Origin of the sequence: Rahnella sikkimica (assembly GCF_002951615.1) — a bacterium.
In the GTDB taxonomy this organism is placed as follows: Bacteria; Pseudomonadota; Gammaproteobacteria; order Enterobacterales; family Enterobacteriaceae; genus Rahnella; species Rahnella sikkimica.
This window is the reverse complement of the sequence record NZ_CP019062.1, coordinates 171,836-193,960: the sequence shown is the minus strand read 5'-3', so window position 1 is coordinate 193,960 and position 22,125 is coordinate 171,836. Positions and strand designations below refer to the sequence as shown.

Here is a 22,125-nt window from a genome sequence, read left to right as displayed (position 1 = left end):
CAAAACAGGATTGTAAGCAATAGAACCCGGCCCCTCTTCCCCTTATAACTGTCAGCATAAATTATAAGGAATCTGGGGCCGTCTATGATTAAGCCAATACTTTTCGGAACATTACTGTTCGCTTTGCTTCCTGCCGCCGCGCCAGCTGTGCAGGCCAGCAGCTTTAGCCTCAATACGCCGGGACTTTCCATCAGTATTGGCGAGCGTGACCGCCGGGGTTATTACTGGGACGGATACGACTGGCGCAATCCGAGCTGGTGGAACAGTTACCGCGGCCATAATTATGGTCACCGTGGCCCGCGCGGGGATTACTGGGACGGTTATCGCTGGCGCGATCAGGGCTGGTGGCAGCAACGCCATCCGCCACGTCGCCCGATGCCACCGCCGCCGCGCTATTATCATGGCGACCACGGACGTCCGCATTATGACCACGGGCGTGGTCCGGACAGAGGTCACGGATATGATCGCGGACGCGGGCATGACCGGGGTGACGACCGTCATCACTGATTCAGTGAATGCCGGAAACGAAAACGGGACAGCGCAAACTGTCCCGTTTTTTATGGCCTGATTTTAGCAGGAAACTATTTCAGCATACCGATCAGCAGATAGAAATTGAGGCTGACGACAATCAGCACGATGATCCGCCCCGCCCACTGCACGGTTTTGGTGTTCACCATTTCGCCCATCAGGCTGCGGTTGCCGGTAAATGCCAGCAGCGGCAACAGCGCCAGCGCGATCCCGAAACTCAGCAGCACCTGACTCATCACCAGAATCCGCGTGGCATCCAGCCCCATCAGAATCACGATAAAAGACGGCATCATGGTCACGGTACGGCGCACCCACAGCGGAATATAGAATTTCACAAAGCCCTGCATCACCACCTGCCCGGCTAACGTGCCGACCACCGTGGAAGATAAACCGGCAGCCACGAGGCTCAGGCCGAATATTGTCGCGGCAGCGTGGCCGAGCAGCGGTTGCAGCGTCAGATAGGCTTCGTCGAGTTCGCTGATCCCGCTGTGTCCGCTGAAATGGAACGCAGCGGCAGCCGTCGCCATCATCGCCAGATTGACGAAACCGGCGATGGTCATCGCGATACCCACATCGAGCTTTGTCGCGGAATAGCGCTGTTCTTTCGAGGCTTTCCCTGCCCGCTGAGTCAGCGAGGAGTGAAGGTAAATGACGTGCGGCATGATGGTCGCACCCAGCACACCGGCGGCCAGATAGACGGAATCACTGGTCGGCAGCGCAGGGATCAGCATACCTTTGCCCAGCGCCACGATGCTTGGCTGAGAGAAGAACAACTCCGCGATATAAGCGCCAGCAACAAACAGCAGTAAACCGGCGATGACCAGCTCCAGCGGTTTTTGTCCGCGCTTTTGTAACCCGAGGATAATAAAGGTGGCAATCCCGGTGAGCACCGCGCCCTGAAGCAGCGATACCCCGAGAAGCAATTTGAAACCAATCGCCGCACCGATGAATTCAGCGAGATCGGTCGCCATCGCGATGATTTCCGCCTGCACCCAGTACGCCCAGACAGCTGGACGAGGGAAACGGTCACGGATGTGTTCGGCGAGGTTTTTACCGGTGGCGATACCCAGTTTGGCGGACAATAACTGGATCAACATCGCCATGACGTTGGCCCAGACCACCACCCACAGCAACTGGTAGCCATAAGACGCACCGGCCTGAATGTTAGTCGCAAAGTTGCCCGGATCGATGTAACCGATGGCGGCAATAAACGCCGGCCCCATCAGTGAAAGCTTCATCTTTCTGGCTGCGCGGCCTGTAGATTCGGCCCGGCTGTTCAGCATATTCAGTTAACCCTTACAATTGTTACGCTTACATCAATCATATCTAATTGATAATGATTATCAAGTGCATGTAGAATGATCGGAGTAATTTCTCTGATAGGCAATAGCGTAAGCGGCAAAGTGATCACTGAGTGGTTAATCATCCTGTCGGCTTTCAGAAAGCCTGGCAGAACGCATTTTCCTAAAACAGACATTAACTGGCCAGATTCGGAACGCATTACGGCACATGATAAAACTAGCACAAGAATGCTAATTGTGCTTAGTTTTATTAACATCTTGATATTTTGTGTGATAGGCCTCGATTTGTTGCAATTCGTGTCTGTAATTTCTATATTTGCAAGCGACTTCACGTTTTAAATGTACGCGTTACATAGAATGTCCGTCGAAATATAGCCTGCCTCTAATTTGGAGCACCCATGTCCCGAATATTGCACTTTGTATTAGCGTTGGCCGTTGTCGCTGCACTGGCTTTACTGGTGAGCCGTGACCGGAAGAATATCCGTTTGCGTTTCATTGTTCAGCTGTTGGTCATCGAAGTCTTATTAGCCTATTTCTTCCTGAACTCTTCTGTCGGTTTAGGTTTTGTGAAAGGCTTCTCAGACTTGTTTGAGAAATTATTAGGATTCGCTGCGGAAGGGACCGGCTTCGTATTTGGAGGCATGAGCGATAAAGGATTAGCGTTCTTCTTCTTGAAAGTCTTGTGTCCGATCGTGTTTATTTCCGCACTGATCGGTATTTTACAACACATTCGTGTCCTGCCTTTCGTCATCCGTATCATCGGTACGGTCTTGTCGAAAATTAATGGCATGGGGAAACTGGAATCTTTCAACGCCATCAGCTCCCTGATTTTGGGTCAGTCAGAAAACTTTATCGCGTATAAAGATATTCTGAGCAAAATGTCTGAAAAACGTATGTACACCATGGCAGCCACAGCGATGTCGACGGTTTCTATGTCGATTGTGGGTGCGTACATGACCATGCTGGAACCGCGCTTCGTTGTTGCTGCGCTGGTGCTCAACATGTTCAGTACCTTCATCGTACTGTCGTTAATCAACCCTTATAAAGTTGATTCAGAAGAAGACCTGCAAATCGGTAACACGCACCAGGGTCAGAGCTTCTTTGAAATGTTGGGTGAATACATCCTGGCTGGTTTCAAAGTTGCCATCATCGTTGCCGCCATGTTGATTGGTTTCATCGCACTGATTTCCTGCCTGAATGCGCTGTTTGATGTGGTATTCGGTATCACCTTCCAGGGCGTGCTGGGTTATGTCTTCTATCCATTCGCATGGATGATGGGCGTGCCAAGCCACGAAGCCTTGCAGGTCGGCAGCATCATGGCAACCAAACTGGTTTCCAATGAATTTGTTGCGATGCTGGATCTGCAAAAAGTAGCGACCGAACTGTCACCACGCGGCGTGGGCATCTTGTCCGTGTTCCTGGTGTCTTTCGCGAACTTCTCGTCTATCGGTATCGTTGCCGGCGCTATCAAAGGCCTGAACGAACACCAGGGCAACGTGGTTTCACGCTTCGGCCTGAAACTGCTGTACGGCTCAACGCTGGTCAGCGTGTTGTCAGCTTCTATCGCGGGTCTGGTACTGGCGTAAGCAAGCAGCAACAGAACGACAAAGAAAGGCGCTCCGGCGCCTTTTTTCATGCCTGTAATTCAGGGAACGAAAAGGGATAGGACAGAAAAGGGACAGGACAGAAAGCAAAAAACCCGCCGAAGCGGGTTTCTTTAATATTTGGTGGAGATAAGCGGGATCGAACCGCTGACCTCTTGCATGCCATGCAAGCGCTCTCCCAGCTGAGCTATACCCCCACACGAGGTCGTCCACATTGTACTTCTTGTGTTCCCTTTTGAGGAACTGACCAACTGACTCTGGTAAGAAAGTTGGTGGAGATAAGCGGGATCGAACCGCTGACCTCTTGCATGCCATGCAAGCGCTCTCCCAGCTGAGCTATACCCCCAATTCATGCCCGTAAAAACGGGTGAACGGGGCGCATAATATGAAACGCAGTCTGGCCTGTCAACGGCTAAATCCGTTTCTGGAATCAAGCGCTGAAAAAGCCGCCAAATCTCGCATTTCACAGGGAAAAAAACCCTGCCCTTACGGAAATTTCCCGCAGGATGCATTGTTTTACAATTTGCCCGCCAGCCCGCATTCCGACTAGCTTTTTGATCTGCATAAGCATTTTCTTAACATCTATGTCCGGATGATTAATGACATGTTAGCAGACTATTAAAATCGTCTTGTTTTGAGAGAAATCTCAGAATAGACTGCCCGCGCAATAATCATAACTTACACCATTCGAGCTATCTCATGTCCTTGTATTCACCTAAAGAAATCGCATCCATCGCTGTCACTACGGGCGTAAATAAAAGTCACGCCTCCGTGTTGAATTTGTTAATTTTGGGCTTCCTGGCTGGCGCATTCATCGCCACCGGTTTCCTGCTGGATCTGCACGTAATAGGGACGTTACCTGCATCCTGGGGTTCATTCAGTAATCTGCTGGGCGCAGCCGTATTCCCGGTCGGGATCATTCTGACCGTGTTAGCAGGGGGAGAACTGCTGACCGGTAACATGATGACCTTACCTATTGCCTGGTTTGCGCGTCAGATCAGCCTGTACGCTGTATTGCGTAACTGGTTCTGGGTGACTCTCGCTAACCTGCTGGGCAGCCTGGCTGTGGCCTATTTCTTCGGTCACGTTCTCAGTCTGACCGAAGGCGTGTACCTGAGCAAAACCGTTGCCACCGCCACCGCAAAAGTGAACGCAGACTTTATGCACGCTTTCATTTCCGGTATCGGCTGCAACTGGCTGGTATGTCTGGCGATCTGGCTGGCCTTCGCCAGTAAAGAAGTCGGCGGCAAAGTGATCGGGATGTGGTTCCCGGTGATGGCGTTCGTGGCTATCGGCTTCCAGCACGTCGTCGCGAACATGTTCATCGTGCCTGCGGCGATTTTTGCCGGTGCACTGAGCTGGTCTCAGTACTTCCCGAACTTCGCGGCCGTTTTCCTCGGCAACGCGGTCGGCGGCGCGGGCTTCGTGGGTCTGATGTACTACCTGGCCTACCGTCCGACCGTTGCAGCACCGGCGACTGAACAACGTTAATTCGCTCTGACGTTTTTTACGCATTAAAAAAGCCAGCCGGTTTCCCGCGCTGGCTTTTTTTCATTCAGAAAACTTACTGCTGCTGCTGGGTTTCACGCTCAGCGATAAAGGCTAACGCCATATCGATACGCGCCAGCACACGGCTCTGGCCGATAGCGTGAACCGTTACGTCAACGCCCGGAGACTGACCGGCACCGGTCACGGCAACGCGCAGTGGCATCCCGACTTTACCCATCCCGACTTCCAGCTCATCCGCCGTGCCCTGAATCGCATGGTGAATGTTTTCCGCCGTCCAGTCAGTAATCGCAGCCAGTTTCGCGCGAACCACTTCCAGCGGCTGACGTGCCACAGGACGCAGGTGTTTCTTCGCGGCATCGGCATCGAACTCTGCGAAATCTTCGTAGAAGTAACGGCAGGACTCCGCCATTTCTTTCAGAGTCTTACAACGTTCGCCCAGCAAGGTCACGATTTCGAACAGCTGCGGGCCGTTACGGGTTTCGATACCGGCCTGCTCAACGTGCCACAGCAGGTGTGTCGCAACATATTGCGGATCCATCGTGTTGATGTAGTGATGGTTCAGCCATTGCAGTTTCTCAGTATTGAACGCACTGGCAGATTTGCTGACGTTTTCCAGAGAGAACAATGCTTTCATTTCGTCACGGCTGAAGATTTCCTGATCGCCATGGGACCAGCCCAGACGCACCAGATAGTTCAGCAGCGCTTCCGGCAGATAGCCGTCATCGCGGTATTGCATCACGCCGACCGCGCCATGACGTTTGGACAGTTTTTTGCCGTCGTCACCCAGAATCATGGAAACGTGCGCGTAAACCGGTACCGGTGCGCCCAGCGCTTTCAGGATGTTGATCTGGCGCGGGGTGTTGTTGATATGGTCTTCACCACGGATGACGTGGGTAATTTCCATATCCCAGTCATCTACCACAACGCAGAAGTTATACGTCGGAGAACCGTCGGTACGGCGGATGATCAGGTCATCAAGCTCGTCGTTGCTGAATTCGATCGGACCGCGGATCTGGTCGTCAAAAATAACAGAACCTTCCTGCGGGTTACGGAAACGCACCACGCAAGGTTCATCCGCGGCGTGATGTTCGTGACTGTCGCGGCAACGACCGTCATAACGTGGCTTTTCGTTATTGGCCATCTGGTGCTCACGCAGCGTTTCCAGACGCTCTTTAGAGCAATAGCATTTATACGCCGTGCCGTTTTCCAGCATTTCATCAATGACCGCGTTGTAACGGTCAAAGCGTTTGGTCTGGAAATACGGGCCTTCATCCCAGTCCAGATTCAGCCAGTTCATGCCATCCATAATCGCGTCGATCGCTTCCTGCGTGGAACGTTCGAGATCGGTGTCTTCGATACGCAGCACAAACTCACCGCCAAGGTTGCGGGCATAGAGCCAGGAATAGAGCGCGGTACGGGCGCCACCGACGTGCAAATAGCCGGTCGGGCTTGGGGCAAAACGGGTTTTGATTTTCATCCGGGTGCAACCTTAATAATGCAACGCTGAAAAACGTCGCTATCAGTTAACAAAAAGTGGCTGACATTCTACCACTCTGCCCTGATTCCTCAACGCTGATACAGGGGCCGTGACCTTGTTTAAAGCCATGAATGCGTAAAGAATCGACTACGCGGGCGAGAAACGCGTCAGGTTGACTAAAAATAAGCCGAACGATCATTTTTGTTTTTAAAAAGCGTTGACGTTATTTCAAGTATCCCTATAATGCGACTCCATCACGACGGGGGCGATTAGCTCAGTTGGTAGAGCATCTCCTTTACACGGAGGGGGTCGGCGGTTCGAACCCGTCATCGCCCACCACTCTTTAAGAGTGCCGCGTTGTGATAAGTAGGAAGAATTGAGAAATGGGCGATTAGCTCAGTTGGTAGAGCATCTCCTTTACACGGAGGGGGTCGGCGGTTCGAACCCGTCATCGCCCACCATTTCTCAGCAAGTTTCTTCTTACGTGGGGAAGTACCCAGAAGTGGGCGATTAGCTCAGTTGGTAGAGCATCTCCTTTACACGGAGGGGGTCGGCGGTTCGAACCCGTCATCGCCCACCACTTCTGCGGGCCGTTAGCTCAGTTGGTAGAGCAGTTGACTTTTAATCAATTGGTCGCTGGTTCGAATCCAGCACGGCCCACCAATTCAGAGAAAAGCGCCTTTAGGCGCTTTTTTCGTTTCTGTCATCCGGAAGTTATTTTCTCCCCTCCCGCTATTCCAGTTTACACATCGGCACGACTTTATTGTGCAGCGCGGGATTATCGCTTTCATCTTTCAGATTCACCCCGGACAGTTGGCGGTGGAACGATTGTTCAAGCAACCAGGCGAGTTTAAATGCCGCCTGCGGGTAGTTCAGCCCTTCCGGACGCACGTTTGAAATACAATTGCGCTCAGATTCCAGCCTTTTGGTGTGCGGCCCCCAGGTCATGTAAATCCCCAGACTGTCCGGTGAAGATAAACCGGGGCGTTCTCCAATCAGAATCGCTACCGCCTTGGCTTTCATCGCCTGCGCAATATCATCACCCAGCGCCACGCGCGACTGATGCGCCAGCACCACCGGCCCAAGTTTCAGCTCAAGCGTTTGTAAATACGGCAACAGTGCGGCGATAAGCGGCACCGCCTGACGATGCACGGCCTTGGACGACAAACCGTCGGCGATCACCAGCACAATATCGGCCGGTTCATCTGTCCTTTCCTGCAATGCCTGACGGCTGCTTTCCGACAGTTTGCGCCCCAGATCCGGCCGGCAGAGATACGTTGCCCTGTCCGGCGCCGCACTGGCGACGGTCAGCGTTTGCAGCCCCAGCGCTTCGAGTTCGGGTTCCAGCTGCTGGCTGTCAAAAGGCTGATGTACGGCATCACGCGCCTGCGCATGCGCTAAACCAAAGCGCAGCAGTTCATCGGTGGGCAAACTTGAGCCCGTGCGCCCCAGTGCAATACGTGCCGCGGTAAACTGCCGCAGCGTTTCCCACGGGTTGTTATGCACCAGCGGCGAGAGTTCCTGCCCTTTTTCTTTGTTCATCACAGCGGGCCTCAGTTAAGTTGCGGCAACTGGCGCAGTAACGGATGCGATGCGCGGGTGTCCTGCAACGCACCTTGCGGATCAATAATTTTCATTTTCTCCAGCCAGACGGCAAATTCCGGCGCGTGTTTCAGCCCCAGCAATTCGCGGATGTACAGCGCGTCGTGGAAAGAGGTGCTCTGATAATTCAGCATGATGTCATCCGCGCCCGGCACGCCAATCAGGAACGTCAGCCCGGCGGTGCCCAGCAGCGTCAGCAGCGTATCCATATCGTCCTGATCGGCCTCGGCGTGGTTGGTGTAACACACGTCGCAGCCGAGCGGCACGCCCAGCAGTTTCCCGCAGAAATGATCTTCCAGCCCGGCGCGGATAATTTGCTTACCGTCATATAGATATTCCGGCCCGATAAAGCCGACCACCGTATTAATCAGCAGCGGCGAAAAATGGCGCGCGATGGCATACGCACGCGCTTCGCAGGTTTGCTGATCCACACCGAAATGCGCATTCGCCGACAGACAACTGCCCTGCCCGGTTTCGAAATACATGACGTTATCGCCCAGCGTGCCGCGTTTCAGACTGAGCGCCGCCTGCTGCGCTTCCGCCAGCAGCGCCAGATTAATACCGAAACCGCTGTTCGCCGCTTCGGTTCCCGCGATCGACTGAAAGACCAGATCGACCGGCGCACCGCGTTCGACCAGCTTGATGGTATTGGTGACGTGCGTCAGTACGCAGGATTGCGTCGGGATCTCGAACCGCGAAATGATGTCATCGAGCATGTAATTGAGATTTTCCAGCAACGGCAAACTGTCACTGGCAGGGTTAATGCCAATCACCGCGTCGCCAGAACCGTAAAGCAGACCGTCGAGCATGCTGGCCGCAATGCCCTGCAAATTATCGGTGGGATGATTGGGTTGCAGCCGCACGCTCATATGCCCCGGCAATCCAATCGTGTTGCGGAACCGGGTAATCACCCGGCATTTTTTGGCGACCAGAATCAGATCCTGATTACGCATCAGCTTGCTGACCGCCGCCGCCATTTCCGGCGTAATGCCTCTTGCTACCGCGGCCAGCGTGAAGCTGTCGGTTTTTTCGCTGAGCAGCCAGTCGCGAAAATCCCCCACGGTCAGATGGGAAATCGCGGCAAACGCCGCGACATCATGTGTATCAACAATCAGCCGGGTGACTTCGTCCTCCTCATAAGGCACCAGCAGCTGTTGCAGGAACGTCTTGAGCGGAACCTCCGCCAGCGCCATTTTTGCCGCCATACGCTCTTCCGCGCTGGCGGCCGCCACTTCGGCCAGATAATCCCCCGACCGTGCGGGGGACGCTTTCGCCATCAGCTCGCGTAAATCCGTAAACTGATAGCGGCGATGGCTCAATGTCGTCTGAAACATAGCACTCCTTAGCAGGCCGGATTATTTGCCACTTTTGGCCGGAACCGGCTGTAGCCCGCGTAATTGCAGATCTTCAGCGGCATCGGCACGAGCCTGATGGGTCAGGCGGAACCAGGCGTAAGCCAGCAACATCATGGCGGCGAAGATCATAAACAGTAAGGTGTTGTAGTAGATCATAGCGATAAGACAGACTACCGCCAGAACCAGCGCCAGTGCAGGCGCAAAAGGATAGAGTGGCGCACGGAACGGGCGGATCAGGTTCGGTTCGCTGCGGCGCAGTTTGAACAGCGCCGCCATCGAAATGATGTACATCACAATCGCGCCAAACACCGACATTGTCACGATATTCGCCGTCAGCGGTTGCCCGCCAATCACAATCAGGGAGTCAGAGAAAATTGCCGCAATCCCGACGACGCCACCGGCAATAATGCCCAGATGCGGCGTCTGGAAACGCGCATTCACACTCGACAGCCGTTTAGGCAGATAACCGGCCCTCGCCAGCGCAAAAATCTGCCGTGAATAGCCCATGATGATGCCGTGAAATGACGCAATCAGGCCGAACAGCCCCAGCCAGACCAGCATGTGCAACCAGCCGCTGTTGCTGCCGACAATCAGTTTCATCGCCTGCGGTAACGGGTCGTTGATGTTCGAAAGCTTGGTCCAGTCGCCCACCCCACCGGCAAACAGCATGACGCCCAGCGCAAGCACAGTCAGGGTCAGGATCCCGCCGATGAACGCTTTCGGAATGGTGCGCTGCGGATCTTTGGCTTCTTCTGCGGCCATCGACGCGCCTTCAATCGCCAGGAAGAACCAGATGGCGAAAGGAATGGCGGCGAAGATACCGGAGAATGCCGCCGGGCTGAAGGTATCGCTGCCCGCCCAGCCGCCGTGCATAAAGTTCGACATTTCAAAGCCCGGCGCAACCACACCCATAAAGACCAGCAATTCAAATATCGCCAGCAGCGTTACCAGCAATTCAAACGTCGCCGCAATGCTGACGCCCAAAATATTGAGCACCATAAAGACGATGTACGCACCGACCGCCACCCATTTCGGCTCAATCGCCGGGAATTGCACGTTGAGATACGCACCAATCGCCATCGCAATCGCGGGTGGCGCAAAAACAAATTCCACCAGCGTGGCGAATCCGGCGACAAACCCGCCCGTCGGCCCGAAAGCGCGGTAAGCATAAGCAAAAGGCCCACCCGCATGAGGAATCGACGTGGTGAGCTCGGTAAAGCTAAAAATAAAGGCACAATACATAGCAGCAATCACGATTGCAGTGATGAGAAACCCCAGCGTGCCCGCCTGCGCCCAGCCATAACTCCAGCCAAAATATTCACCGGAAATAACCAATCCGACGGCAATGCCCCAAAGTTTAAAACTGCCCAGCGTACGCTTTAAAACAGGTGTGACTTTCGTGGTTTGCATGTGTGATCCCCTGCCCGGTGATAATGCAATTATTGTTCGAAGAGTAGGTAAACTGCCTTGCCCGCAGGGGATATTGCAAAGGCTGTACCACTTAAGAAATCCAGAACCGGCGCGGCCTGTACCCCGCCCTCTCGCATTTTTGCTTCATTTTGGCGCGAAGGCGGAAAGTGCATTGCCCGAAACGGTGCGTGGGAAAATGTCATCCGCAGGCGCTACAATTCGATTTCAACAAAACAGGAGATTTCACGTGACGGAAATGGAACAGCAAATTATCACCTGGCTCCGGGAAGAGCCGATGCATTTGCAGGCGCTGGAGCAGGCGCGTGAACTGAGGCTGAGCGACGCGTGGCTGGCGGCGGGATTTGTCCGCAATCTGGTCTGGGACCGGCTGCATGGCTATTCGCAGGCGACACCGCTCAATGATATTGATGTCGTGTATTTCAATCCTGAAAATTGCACGGCGCTGGCCGATGAACGTTATGAACATCGCCTGAAAGAACGCTCGCCTGATTTACCCTGGTCGGTGAAAAACCAGGCACGAATGCATGAACGCCACGGCCATGCGCCCTATTCTTCCAGCGCAGACGCCATCAGTTATTGGGTGGAAGTGGAAACGGCGATTGGCGCAAGAATGAATGCTGACGGGCAGATTGAACTGAACGCGCCGCTGGGGCTGGATGCGCTGTTTGGCTTTAGTATCACACCCAATCCGCGCCATGCAATCCCGGCAGTTTTCGCACAACGGGTGCAAGACAAAGGCTGGCTGACGCTATGGCCGGAACTGCGAGTGCAAGAAATACGTTAATACTGTAAGGAATATGAAAAGGCAATAAAGCCGGGCTGATAGCTGCCGATACCTGTTTAGCACCATTACGTGCAAAATCTGATGATAACCCCGTGAGGTATTATGACAACTATCAGCGCCACCAGCAGTTCGGTGAGTTCGGCGTCCACCAGTGACTCCGGCAGCTCAAGCCAGATTGCTCAGTTAACCAAACAGATTGCAAAGCTGACTGAGCAGGTTAAAAACCTGAGCAGCTCCGGCGGCAACTCTGAAGACGTTCAGAAGCAACAAGAGCTTCTGCAACAACAGATCGAATTGCTGCAACAACAAATTGCGCAAATCGAGCAGCAGCAAGCTCAGAAAGCGCTTCAGCAGCAGCAACAGCAACAAGCCGCCACTGAAACGAAGAAAGAAGGCGTGAACAAACCGTCCGACACGAACGCCATCGATATCTACGTCTGATCGCAGTAAATATCCAAACAGTCAGCAAGGCGTCAGAAGCCGAATACGCCCTGCTGGCTGCGTTTTTCCCTCAGTAAATCCGCCTGTTCTTTCACAACCTGCCAGATGGCCTGCGCCGCCGGTGAAAGGGACCGGTTCTTACGTTTCACCAGCATCAGCACCCGGTTAATTTCCGGGACCAGCGGTTTGATGACCAGACAACTGCCTTCCGGCATTGGCAACGCCAGTGCGGGCAACACGCTGATCCCAATACCCGCTTCAACCATCGGAAATAATGTGGCCGGATGACCGATTTCCTGCGCGATTTCCGCTTTCACTTTCTGCGCTTTCAGCGCGCCGTCGATCAGAATCCGGCTGCCTGAGGCGTAATCCTGCAAAACCAGCTTACAACCGTTGAGCGACGTCCATTCAACAGCGGGTTTGGCGGCAAAAGGGTGATCTTCGCGACACAGCAGTAAAAACGGCTCATGCAAAATCGGCTCACAGTCCAGATCCGTGCTCTGGCCGGGGTCAATCACAATGCCGAAATCGACTTCCGCATTTCTCACGCTGCTCAGCACCAGTTGTTGCGCCTGATCGCGCAGCAAAACCCGGATATCAGGATACTGCGTCTGCCCGCTGGCGATGCATTGCGGCATCAGTTGCGCGGAAATAGTCTGGCTGGAAGCGATTCTCACGCGGCCATTGTGTTGTGTTCCAAAGCTGCGGGTATCGAGCAGCATCGCGTGGAGTTCATCAAGCAAAGGTTCCACCCGCTTTGACAAACTCAGCCCCGCGTTAGTCAGCACGACTTCGCGCGTGGTGCGGTCCAGCAGCCGGACGCCCATTTCGGCTTCCAGCTCTTTCATACTGTGGCTGACGGCAGACTGAGAAAGACCAATCGCTTCCCCTGCCCGGCTGAAGCTGCCATAACGCGCCACCGCCACAAAAACGCGAAGCTGCCTGAGAGAATAATTCATGAATTTTCCACATCAATGGATTAAATAAATCAATTTTTTAATTGTATCGTAAACGCTCAAAATGGCGGAATTCCTTTACGACTTCTCAGAGTATCCGCATGCGCTTCCTACCCGATCGTTTTACCTTAACGCTGATCGCTACCGTTCTGCTGGCCACGTTCTTTCCTGCCAGCGGGATGTTTGTCGCCTTCTTCAACAATCTGACTATTTTCGCCATCGGGCTGCTGTTCTTTATGCACGGTGCCAAACTGTCGCGCGAGGCCATTTTTCAGGGCAGTAATAACTGGCGGCTGCACCTGTGGGTGATGTTCAGCACGTTTATCCTGTTCCCGATCCTTGGCCTGCTGTTCCAGTGGTGGCATCCGGTGGACGTCAGCCCGCAGATTTACAGCGGATTCGTGTATCTGTGTATTCTGCCGGCGACCGTTCAGTCTGCTATTGCATTTACCTCTCTGGCGGGCGGAAACGTCGCGGCGGCAGTGTGCAGCGCCTCGGCGTCCAGCCTGCTGGGCATTTTTGTTTCGCCGCTGCTGGTCAGTTTGCTGATGCATGTTCAGGGTGAAACGGGCAACGGGCTGGAACAAGTCGGGCGTATTGTGCTGCAACTGCTGGTGCCGTTTATCGCCGGGCATTTGCTGCGTCCGCTGATTGGCGGGTTTGTGGAACGTCACCGTAAGATGATCGGCAAAACCGATCAGACGTCGATCCTTCTGGTGGTGTATTCCGCGTTCAGTGAAGCCGTCACGCAGGGGATCTGGCATCAGGTGGGCATCGGTTCCCTGCTGTTTATCGTGGCGTTCAGTCTGGTGCTGCTGGCCTTTATTCTGGTGATCAATACTTACGCCGCACGCTGGCTGGGCTTCAGCAAACCGGATGAAATTACCATTGTGTTCTGCGGTTCCAAAAAGAGCCTGGCGAACGGTATTCCGATGGCCAATATTCTGTTCCCGGTCAGTGCGATTGGCATGATGGTTCTGCCGCTGATGATTTTCCATCAGGTACAGCTGATGACCTGTGCGGTGCTGGCGAAGCGCTATCAGAAAAAGCAAAAAGACGTGGCGCTCAGACAGGCGCAGGTGGCGGAGTAATGTCAAAAAGAAAGGCGCTGAAATCAGCGCCTTTGGACTCAGAGTAATACGTTGTTATTCGTCGGTGCCGCCCAAACCCGGCCCGTTGCGGCGCAGCGGATTAATCAGGCTTTGCAGCCCTTCGCTTTTAATCGCCAGCGTCAGCTGCATCAGCTCGCCGAGTTTTCCCTCAGGAAATTCCTCTTTACGGGCGAACCACAACAGATATTCCTCAGGTAAATCAATCAATACCCTTCCGGCATACTTGCCAAAAGGCATCACCGTATTGGCGATTTTAATCAGATCTTCTTTTTCCATGTTAGTCGCCCAGCAGGCGGATCATCTCCGCTTCGTCGATGACTTCGATGCCCAGTTCCTGCGCTTTCGCCAACTTTGATCCCGCCGCTTCACCGGCGATCACCAGATCGGTTTTTTTCGACACGCTGCCGGACACTTTTGCGCCCAGCGCGGTCAGACGATCTTTCGCTTCATCGCGCGACAAAATCGACAGCGAACCGGTCAGCACCACCGTTTTACCGGCGAACGGACTGTCGATCTCTTCCGGCACAATGACCTGAACTTCCGGCCAGTGAACATTGATTTCCGGGCTTAACAACTCATCAATCACCTGCCGGTTATGTTCTTCGGACAGGAAATTCACGACGTGTTTCGCCACGATATCACCGACGTCCGGCACGGTTTTCAGCGATTCAATATCGGCGGCTTTCAGGGCGTCGACGGAACCGTAATGCGCTGCCAGATTGGCCGCGGTGGCTTCGCCCACTTCACGGATGCCCAGCGCGTACAGGAACCGTGCCAGCGTGGTTTCTTTGGCTTTTTCCAGCGCATTCACTACATTCTGGGCAGATTTCGGCCCCATGCGATCCAGCCCGGTCAGCTTGCCCGCGGTCAGACGGAACAGATCCGCCGGGGTTTTGACGTACTCTTTTTCCACCAGCTGATCGATGATTTTATCGCCCATACCGTCAACGTCCAGCGCGCGACGGGAAACGAAATGCTTCAGCGCCTCCTTGCGTTGCGCGCCACAAATCAGTCCTGCGGTACAACGCGCGACGGCTTCGCCTTCGACACGTTCGACGTCTGAATGACAGACCGGGCAATGCGTCGGGAAGACCACTTCACGGGCATCTTCCGGGCGTTCATCCAGCACGACGCCCACCACCTGCGGGATAACATCCCCGGCGCGGCGAACGATTACGGTATCGCCGATGCGCAGGCCAAGGCGCTCAATTTCATCCGCATTATGCAACGTGGCATTGCTGACCATCACGCCCGCCACCAGTACCGGCTCCAGACGGGCCACCGGCGTTATCGCGCCGGTACGCCCGACCTGAAACTCGACGTCTTTCACCAGCGTAATCTGTTCCTGGGCCGGGAATTTAAACGCCGTTGCCCAGCGCGGTGCACGCGCCACAAAGCCCAGCATTTCCTGAATATCCAGAGAGTCAATTTTGACGACCACGCCGTCGATATCAAAACCGAGCGACGGACGGTCTTCCTCGACCTGACGGTAAAACGCCAGCACGTCTTCGCTGCCGGTACACACACGGACGCGGTCGCTGACCGGCAATCCCCAGGCTTTCAACTGTTGCAGACGATCATAATGGCTGCGCGGCAGTTCACCGCCTTCCAGCAGCCCCACGCCGTAGCAGAAGAAGGTCAGCGGGCGTTTAGCCGTGATACGCGGATCGAGCTGGCGCAAAGAACCTGCCGCCGCATTACGCGGGTTCGCGAACACTTTTCCGCCGGTGCGACGCGCTTCTTCGTTCATCGCTTCAAAGCCCGGCTGCGGCATAAAGACTTCGCCACGCACTTCAAGCCGCTCAGGAATATTGTCACCATGCAGACGCAGGGGAATGGCGCGGATAGTGCGCACGTTGGCCGTGATGTTCTCGCCGGTTGTGCCGTCGCCGCGCGTTGCTGCCTGCACCAGTTCACCATTCTCATACAGCAGACTGACCGCCAGACCGTCGAGTTTCAGTTCGCAGCAGAATCTCAGCGGTTCAGCGGTTTTCAGCCGGTCCTGAACGCGCTTATAAAACGCCAGATAGCTTTCTTCATCGAAAACGTTGTCCAGCGACAGCATCGGAACGCGGTGTTTCACCTGCTCAAAGGCGGAGAGCGGCGCGGCGCCCACGCGCTGCGTCGGCGAATCGGCGGTAATCAGCTCAGGATGCGCGGTTTCCAGCTCGCGCAGTTCGCGCATAAGGCGGTCATATTCGGCATCCGGCACTTCCGGGGCATCCAGAACGTGATACTGATATTCGTGATGGCGCAGCTGCGTGCGTAAATGATTGATCTGTTCTTCGATAGTGGCCATGACTCACCGTGGAGATAAAAAACCCCCGGCAAGCGGGGGTTAGGGGAATGGGTGTTTCACGAACGCCAAATCAGGCGGTCGCTTCGAGGACCTCACGGATCCGCGCTTTATACGTTTCCAGCTTCTGCGGCGTAATCATACGACGCTCATCATCAAGCACCATCGCACCGACATCATCGGCAATACGCTGGGCTGACTGCAGCAGCAATTTAAAGTTCTGATGCGCATCGCCGTAGCAAGGCACCATCATGAACAACGTAACGCCAGGAGTGGAGAAGTCAGACATATTGTCAGGATCAAACGACCCCGGTTTGACCATATTGGCCAGACTGAACAATACCGGACCGCTACCCGCTGGGCTGACGTGACGATGGAAAATATTCATCGCGCCAAACTGGAAACCGGCCTGAAGCACGCTGTTAAGCAACACTTCACCGCCAATCACGCCGCCCTGATGCGCTGCAACGTGCAGAACCAGAACGGTTTCTTTCAGTTTAGCTTTCTCTGCCGGCGCTGCTTCAGCCGGCGCGAAAGGCGCGGACTGAGGTTCGGCTCTCGCAGCCGGTGCGGCCTCGGCATGAATTTCCTGCGGTGGAACCGGTGCGTGCGTTTTTACCGCAGGGGCAAAATCAGCGACAGGTTCGTGACGCGAGGCCTCTGGCTCAGCAGCAGAATAACCACTGAGCAACGGATCTTCCTGCACAGCAGGGTGCTGCTGCGGGCGAGCCGGTTGTTGAGGACGGGCAACAGGCGCTGGCTGCGCAGGCGGAACCTGCGGCTGACGTGGCGGTGCAGTCTGTTCCGGTTCGTCGTCATACTGACCGAAAGCCGGTTCATCCTGAGGATAAGCAGAACGCACGCGCACTTCACCCACTCCATCGACAAAATCGTCAGACGGAGATTGCTCCCGTTCTTTTTTCATACGTTTAGCTGGGCGATCACGAAAAAGCGAAGAGCGTTCTTTACGGCTGGTCCACAAACCGTGTAACAACAACGCTATTATGGCGATCGCGCCAACAACGATTAATATCAGACGCAAATCCTGCATCATTGCTATCTCTGTTGTTCTAATTCATTGCCACCACGGCAAACATTCACAATATTAACTCTATTTGCCCACGTAGATAAGTGCAAGTCTCGACTCTACTTTCTGCTAATAAATAGGGTAGTTGCACCTTTTTTTGCTGTTTTTTCAGCCAATCCACTGCTAGCCAGTGGAAAATCATACCGATATGATAGCCCATGTCATTCAACTCAGAGAGAAAATTTCGTTTATGACTTCATCGCAAAGCGCCAGACAAGAAAACGGCGTGCATTATTTCAAAAAGGGCTGGACGCTCATTTCCTTACCCGGGATACGACGTTTTGTGATTTTACCGCTGGCTGTGAACGTTGTCCTGATGGGCGGCGCATTCTGGTGGCTGTTTTCCAAACTGGGAGAGTGGATCCCGGCGATGATGAGCAAAATCCCGGCCTGGCTGAGCTGGCTGGATTATCTGGTCTGGCCGATTGTCGTGCTTTCCGTGCTGCTGGTGTTCAGCTATTTTTTCAGCACCATTGCCAACTGGATAGCCGCGCCGTTCAGCGGATTACTCGCGGAACAGCTCGAAGCGCGCCTGACCGGTAAACCACTGCCTGACAGTGGTATCTGGGACATCATGAAAGATCTGCCGCGCATCATGAAACGTGAATGGCAAAAACTGGCGTATTACCTGCCCCGCGCCGTGCTGCTCTTTGCGCTCTATTTCATCCCGGTGTTCGGCCAGACCGTTGCGCCGGTGCTGTGGTTCTTTTTCAGCGCGTGGATGGTGGTGATTCAGTATTGCGATTACCCGTTCGATAACCACAAAGTGAGTTTTGCCGATATGCGCCGTTCGCTTGGCAGCAACAAAATCGACAACCTGCAGTTTGGCTCGCTGGTCAGCCTGTTCACGATGATCCCGGTGCTGAATCTGGTGATCCTGCCTGTCGCCGTTTGCGGTGCCACCGCCATGTGGTGCGACCGTTACCGCGCGGTGTATGTGAAAAATAATATCGATGTCAATACCACGCGAACATAGCGGCGCAATCCCCACCCCGACAGCTATTTTGCTTCAACAGCCGCCTCTGGGCGGCTGTTTGCTATGCTTGACTTTTTTACCCCAAACTTATTTCTTAATAACGGATCGGTATAGCAAATACCAAAACCTTACTTCACTCGGAAAGCCGTTCGCGTATGCTTTTCTGATTCCCACTAATTTCATAGTGTTGAAAGCTTCACACCGTGAATATTTCATACAGTTAAAGGACGGGTTATGAGCAAGATCTATGAAGACAATTCATTAACAATTGGCCACACGCCACTGGTTCGCCTGAATCGCATCGGTAATGGTCGCATCCTGGCTAAGGTCGAGTCACGTAACCCGAGCTTTAGCGTCAAGTGCCGTATCGGCGCGAACATGATTTGGGATGCCGAAAAGCGCGGCATTCTGACCAAAGATATCGAACTGGTTGAACCGACCAGCGGAAACACCGGGATTGCGCTGGCCTACGTTGCAGCCGCACGCGGTTATAAACTGACGCTGACCATGCCGGAAACCATGAGCGTTGAACGCCGCAAACTGCTGAAAGCGCTGGGTGCAAACCTGGTTCTGACTGAAGGCGCGAAAGGCATGAAAGGCGCGATTGCGAAAGCCGAAGAAATTCAGGCCAGCGATCCGGACCGTTATCTCATTCTTCAGCAGTTCAGCAACCCGGCGAACCCGGCCATCCACGAACAAACCACCGGCCCGGAAATCTGGGAAGATACCGATGGCGCGGTTGACGTGCTGATTGCAGGCGTCGGTACCGGCGGGACTATCACCGGAACTGGCCGTTATCTGAAAAGTAAAAAAAGCAGCATTACACTGGTCGCCGTTGAGCCAACCGATTCTCCGGTTATCACCCAAACGCTGAACGGCGAAGAAGTGAAGCCAGGTCCGCACAAAATTCAGGGTATCGGTGCCGGTTTTATTCCGGGCAACCTGGATCTTGAACTGCTGGATCGCGTCACGCTCATCACCAATGACGAATCTATCAAGATGGCGCGCCGCCTGATGGAAGAAGAAGGCATTCTGGCAGGGATTTCTTCAGGTGCCGCCGTTGAAGCCGCGGTGAAATTGTCAAAAGAGCCAGAATTTGCCGATAAAACTATCGTGGTCATCCTGCCGTCTTCCGGCGAACGCTACCTGAGTACCGCATTGTTTGCAGATTTGTTCACGGAAAAAGAATTGCAACAATAATGCCACATTCCTAAAAGCGATTAAAAAAGCACCTCTCGGGGTGCTTTTTTGTGGGCTACATCAAAGTTTATACCACTCCGCCATTGATTTTACGCGCCAGGTTTAGTATTTAACCGGTCAATTATTTCGATGCGTGAAATTAATCGCCTCTATGACACCGCCCGCTGAATCGATTTACCGATTTGTTACATGAGGGAAAAAAACGGCATAATGGCGGAATAACAGGAAAGCTTGGATCTAGGGCAAAGTGTTTTATCGCTGAGTGCGCTATTTTCTCTTTTCTGTTGCATCTGAACCTGCCCCTGAACCATAGTCAGGCGCTAATCTCTACAGGCTAAAGTGAAGCCTATAAGCTAAACTTTAGCCCCACAACATTACTTTAATAAGTTGGGGAAACAACAATGTTCCAGCAAGAAGTTACTATCACTGCTCCTAATGGTCTGCACACTCGCCCTGCTGCACAGTTCGTGAAAGAAGCTAAAGGTTTCGCTTCTGACATCACCGTGACTTCAAACGGTAAAAGCGCCAGTGCTAAAAGCCTGTTCAAACTGCAAACTCTGGGCCTAACCCAAGGTACCGTTGTGACCCTCTCTGCTGAAGGTGAAGACGAGCAAAAAGCCGTTGAACACTTGGTAAAACTGATGGCAGAGCTCGAGTAACAACAGCCGCTCTTATATAGTTTAAACCAGTCAAGAGAAAGGTAGGGTTATGATTTCAGGCATTTTAGTATCTCCCGGTATCGCTTTCGGCAAAGCACTTCTGTTGAAAGAAGATGAAATTGTCATCAACCGGAAAAAAATCTCTCCTGATCAGGTTGATCAGGAAGTTGAACGTTTCCTTAACGGCCGTGCGAAAGCATCAGTCCAACTGGAAGTGATCAAGAAAAAAGCCGGTGAGACCTTCGGTGAAGAGAAAGAAGCCATCTTCGAAGGCCACATCATGTTGTTGGAAGACGAAGAGCTTGAACAGGAAATCATAGCCCTCATCAAAGACGAGCACGCTTCTGCGGATGCTGCGGCTTACTCTGTGATTGAAGGCCAGGCGAAAGCCCTGGAAGAGCTGGACGACGAATATCTGAAAGAGCGTGCGGCTGACGTGCGTGACATCGGTAAACGTCTGCTGCGCAACATTCTGGACATGGCTATCGTTGATCTGAGCTCCATCCAGGACGAAGTTATCCTGGTGGCGACCGATCTGACGCCATCAGAAACTGCACAGCTGAACCTGAACAAGGTTCTGGGCTTCATTACTGATTTGGGTGGCCGTACTTCTCACACCTCTATCATGGCCCGTTCACTGGAATTGCCTGCTATCGTCGGCACCAGTGATGTGACTAAGCAAGTCAAAAATGATGACTATCTGATCCTCGACGCTGTAAACAATAAAATCTACGTCAACCCGACGGCAGACGTTATTGATGAGCTGAAAGCGGTTCAGAACCAGTACATCTCTGAAAAAGACGAACTGACCAAACTGAAAGATCTGCCGGCGATTACGCTGGATGGTCATCAGGTGGAAGTTTGTGCCAACATCGGTACCGTGCGCGACGTCGCTGGTGCAGAGCGCAATGGCGCTGAAGGTGTCGGCCTGTATCGTACAGAATTCCTGTTCATGGACCGTGACAGCCTGCCTACCGAAGAAGAGCAATTCCAGGCTTATAAAGCCGTTGCTGAAGCGATGGGTTCACAGGCGGTTATCGTACGTACCATGGACATCGGCGGTGACAAAGACCTGCCGTACATGAACCTGCCAAAAGAAGAAAACCCGTTCCTGGGCTGGCGTGCAATCCGTATCTGTCTGGACCGTAAAGAAATTCTTCACGACCAGCTGAAAGGTATTTTGCGTGCTTCTGCGTTCGGCAAACTGCGCATCATGTTCCCGATGATCATTTCGGTTGAAGAAGTGCGTGAACTGAAAGCAGAACTCGAAATGCTGAAAGTTGAGCTGCGTGAAAAAGGCCAGGCATTCGATGAAACGATCGAAGTCGGCGTAATGGTTGAAACGCCAGCTGCTGCCGTGATTGCTCATCATCTGGCAAAAGAAGTCGATTTCTTCAGTATTGGTACAAACGATCTGACCCAGTATACTTTGGCGGTGGATCGCGGTAATGAGCTGATTTCTCATCTGTACAACCCAATGTCTCCGTCTGTACTGGGTTTAATTAAGCAAGTTATTGACGCATCTCATGCTGCCGGTAAATGGACAGGGATGTGTGGCGAGCTAGCCGGTGACGAACGTGCTACACTTCTTCTATTGGGCATGGGGTTAGATGAGTTCAGCATGAGTTCTATCTCTATCCCACGCATCAAGAAAATTATTCGCAATACAAACTTCGAAGATGTGAAAGCGCTGGCAGATCAGGCCCTGGCTCAACCTACGGCGCAAGAGTTGATGAACCTGGTTAACAAGTTCATTGAAGAAAAAACACTCTGCTAATTGCGCGATGCTGTAAAGCTGCCCAAATTA

Annotated in this window: 19 protein-coding genes and 6 tRNA genes; 14 read left to right on the top strand and 11 right to left on the bottom strand. The window is 53.4% G+C overall.

The features are described 5' to 3' along the window. Positions 1–84: 84 nt before the first annotated feature. Positions 85–507 (top strand): DUF2502 domain-containing protein, encoded by a 423-nt coding sequence (locus BV494_RS00920; protein ID WP_104921143.1) that lies wholly within the window; start codon positions 85–87, stop codon positions 505–507. Between the two features lie 74 nt (positions 508–581). Here BV494_RS00920 and BV494_RS00915 read toward each other — a convergent pair whose 3' ends face one another. Beyond that, on the bottom strand, positions 582–1,811 hold the full coding sequence (locus tag BV494_RS00915; protein WP_104921142.1) for an Nramp family divalent metal transporter: 1,230 nt from the start codon (positions 1,809–1,811) through the stop codon (positions 582–584). A 416-nt stretch (positions 1,812–2,227) separates the two neighbouring features. On the opposite strand from BV494_RS00915, the gene BV494_RS00905 reads away from it, so the two are divergent. Beyond that, positions 2,228–3,415, top strand: a complete 1,188-nt coding sequence (locus BV494_RS00905) for a NupC/NupG family nucleoside CNT transporter (RefSeq protein ID WP_013574449.1) — start codon at positions 2,228–2,230, stop codon at positions 3,413–3,415. 139 nt (positions 3,416–3,554) lie between these two features. Here the strand turns inward: BV494_RS00905 and BV494_RS00900 are convergent. After that, positions 3,555–3,630, bottom strand: a tRNA-Ala gene (locus BV494_RS00900). Positions 3,631–3,703: 73 nt separating this feature from the next. After that, a tRNA-Ala gene (locus BV494_RS00895) sits at positions 3,704–3,779 on the bottom strand. 353 nt (positions 3,780–4,132) lie between these two features. Here BV494_RS00895 and BV494_RS00885 point away from each other — a divergent pair. Beyond that, a complete protein-coding gene (locus BV494_RS00885) occupies positions 4,133–4,924 on the top strand; it encodes a formate/nitrite transporter family protein (protein WP_104921140.1) in 792 nt (263 codons plus the stop codon). 73 nt (positions 4,925–4,997) lie between these two features. On the opposite strand, the gene gltX is transcribed toward BV494_RS00885, so the two are convergent. Then, complete coding sequence (gene gltX / locus BV494_RS00880; protein ID WP_104921139.1) at positions 4,998–6,419, bottom strand: glutamate--tRNA ligase; 1,422 nt, start codon at positions 6,417–6,419, stop codon at positions 4,998–5,000. Between the two features lie 263 nt (positions 6,420–6,682). On the opposite strand from gltX, the gene BV494_RS00875 reads away from it, so the two are divergent. From BV494_RS00875 to BV494_RS00860, 4 genes are all read left to right on the top strand, one after another. Next, positions 6,683–6,758: transfer RNA gene (locus BV494_RS00875), tRNA-Val, on the top strand. A gap of 46 nt (positions 6,759–6,804) precedes the next feature. Next, positions 6,805–6,880: transfer RNA gene (locus BV494_RS00870), tRNA-Val, on the top strand. A 43-nt stretch (positions 6,881–6,923) separates the two neighbouring features. Beyond that, a tRNA-Val gene (locus tag BV494_RS00865) sits at positions 6,924–6,999 on the top strand. 7 nt (positions 7,000–7,006) lie between these two features. Then, a tRNA-Lys gene (locus BV494_RS00860) sits at positions 7,007–7,082 on the top strand. Between the two features lie 69 nt (positions 7,083–7,151). Here BV494_RS00860 and eutC read toward each other — a convergent pair. From eutC to eat, 3 genes are read right to left on the bottom strand one after another with little or no spacing between them, the layout of a single operon-like run. Further along, on the bottom strand, positions 7,152–7,961 hold the full coding sequence (gene eutC, locus BV494_RS00855; protein ID WP_104921138.1) for an ethanolamine ammonia-lyase subunit EutC: 810 nt from the start codon (positions 7,959–7,961) through the stop codon (positions 7,152–7,154). A gap of 11 nt (positions 7,962–7,972) precedes the next feature. Next, positions 7,973–9,355, bottom strand: coding sequence for an ethanolamine ammonia-lyase subunit EutB (locus BV494_RS00850; RefSeq protein WP_104921137.1), 1,383 nt, complete (start codon positions 9,353–9,355; stop codon positions 7,973–7,975). 21 nt (positions 9,356–9,376) lie between these two features. Next, a complete protein-coding gene (gene eat / locus BV494_RS00845) occupies positions 9,377–10,786 on the bottom strand; it encodes an ethanolamine permease (protein WP_104921136.1) in 1,410 nt (469 codons plus the stop codon). A gap of 256 nt (positions 10,787–11,042) precedes the next feature. On the opposite strand from eat, the gene BV494_RS00840 reads away from it, so the two are divergent. After that, positions 11,043–11,591 (top strand): nucleotidyltransferase family protein, encoded by a 549-nt coding sequence (locus tag BV494_RS00840; RefSeq protein WP_104924659.1) that lies wholly within the window; start codon positions 11,043–11,045, stop codon positions 11,589–11,591. A gap of 102 nt (positions 11,592–11,693) precedes the next feature. Then, the gene (locus BV494_RS00835; protein WP_104921135.1) at positions 11,694–12,032 is read left to right on the top strand and encodes a FlxA-like family protein; all 339 of its coding nucleotides are present in this window, start codon (positions 11,694–11,696) and stop codon (positions 12,030–12,032) included. Between the two features lie 32 nt (positions 12,033–12,064). Here the strand turns inward: BV494_RS00835 and BV494_RS00830 are convergent, their stop codons facing one another. After that, entirely contained in the window at positions 12,065–12,991 is a 927-nt protein-coding gene (locus tag BV494_RS00830) for a LysR family transcriptional regulator (protein WP_104921134.1), read from the bottom strand. Positions 12,992–13,089: 98 nt separating this feature from the next. Between BV494_RS00830 and BV494_RS00825 the strand changes: the two genes are divergently transcribed. Further along, the gene (locus tag BV494_RS00825; RefSeq protein WP_104921133.1) at positions 13,090–14,079 is read left to right on the top strand and encodes a bile acid:sodium symporter family protein; all 990 of its coding nucleotides are present in this window, start codon (positions 13,090–13,092) and stop codon (positions 14,077–14,079) included. Between the two features lie 54 nt (positions 14,080–14,133). Here the strand turns inward: BV494_RS00825 and BV494_RS00820 are convergent, their stop codons facing one another. The 3 genes from BV494_RS00820 to zipA form a co-directional block, all read right to left on the bottom strand. After that, complete coding sequence (locus tag BV494_RS00820) at positions 14,134–14,376, bottom strand: DUF3820 family protein (protein WP_104921132.1); 243 nt, start codon at positions 14,374–14,376, stop codon at positions 14,134–14,136. A 1-nt stretch (position 14,377) separates the two neighbouring features. Beyond that, on the bottom strand, positions 14,378–16,399 hold the full coding sequence (ligA, locus tag BV494_RS00815; protein ID WP_104921131.1) for an NAD-dependent DNA ligase LigA: 2,022 nt from the start codon (positions 16,397–16,399) through the stop codon (positions 14,378–14,380). A gap of 70 nt (positions 16,400–16,469) precedes the next feature. Continuing rightward, positions 16,470–17,450 (bottom strand): cell division protein ZipA, encoded by a 981-nt coding sequence (zipA, locus tag BV494_RS00810; RefSeq protein WP_104921130.1) that lies wholly within the window; start codon positions 17,448–17,450, stop codon positions 16,470–16,472. Positions 17,451–17,673: 223 nt separating this feature from the next. Between zipA and cysZ the strand changes: the two genes are divergently transcribed. The 4 genes from cysZ to ptsI all read left to right on the top strand — a co-directional run bounded on the left by cysZ (position 17,674) and on the right by ptsI (position 22,095). Next, positions 17,674–18,459: a sulfate transporter CysZ gene (gene cysZ, locus BV494_RS00805; RefSeq protein ID WP_104921129.1), complete on the top strand. Its 786-nt coding sequence runs from the start codon at positions 17,674–17,676 to the stop codon at positions 18,457–18,459. Positions 18,460–18,693: 234 nt separating this feature from the next. Further along, on the top strand, positions 18,694–19,659 hold the full coding sequence (gene cysK / locus BV494_RS00800; protein WP_104921128.1) for a cysteine synthase A: 966 nt from the start codon (positions 18,694–18,696) through the stop codon (positions 19,657–19,659). Between the two features lie 401 nt (positions 19,660–20,060). After that, positions 20,061–20,318 (top strand): phosphocarrier protein Hpr, encoded by a 258-nt coding sequence (ptsH, locus tag BV494_RS00795; protein ID WP_013574433.1) that lies wholly within the window; start codon positions 20,061–20,063, stop codon positions 20,316–20,318. Positions 20,319–20,367: 49 nt separating this feature from the next. After that, on the top strand, positions 20,368–22,095 hold the full coding sequence (gene ptsI / locus BV494_RS00790) for a phosphoenolpyruvate-protein phosphotransferase PtsI (RefSeq protein ID WP_104921127.1): 1,728 nt from the start codon (positions 20,368–20,370) through the stop codon (positions 22,093–22,095). Positions 22,096–22,125: the final 30 nt, after the last annotated feature.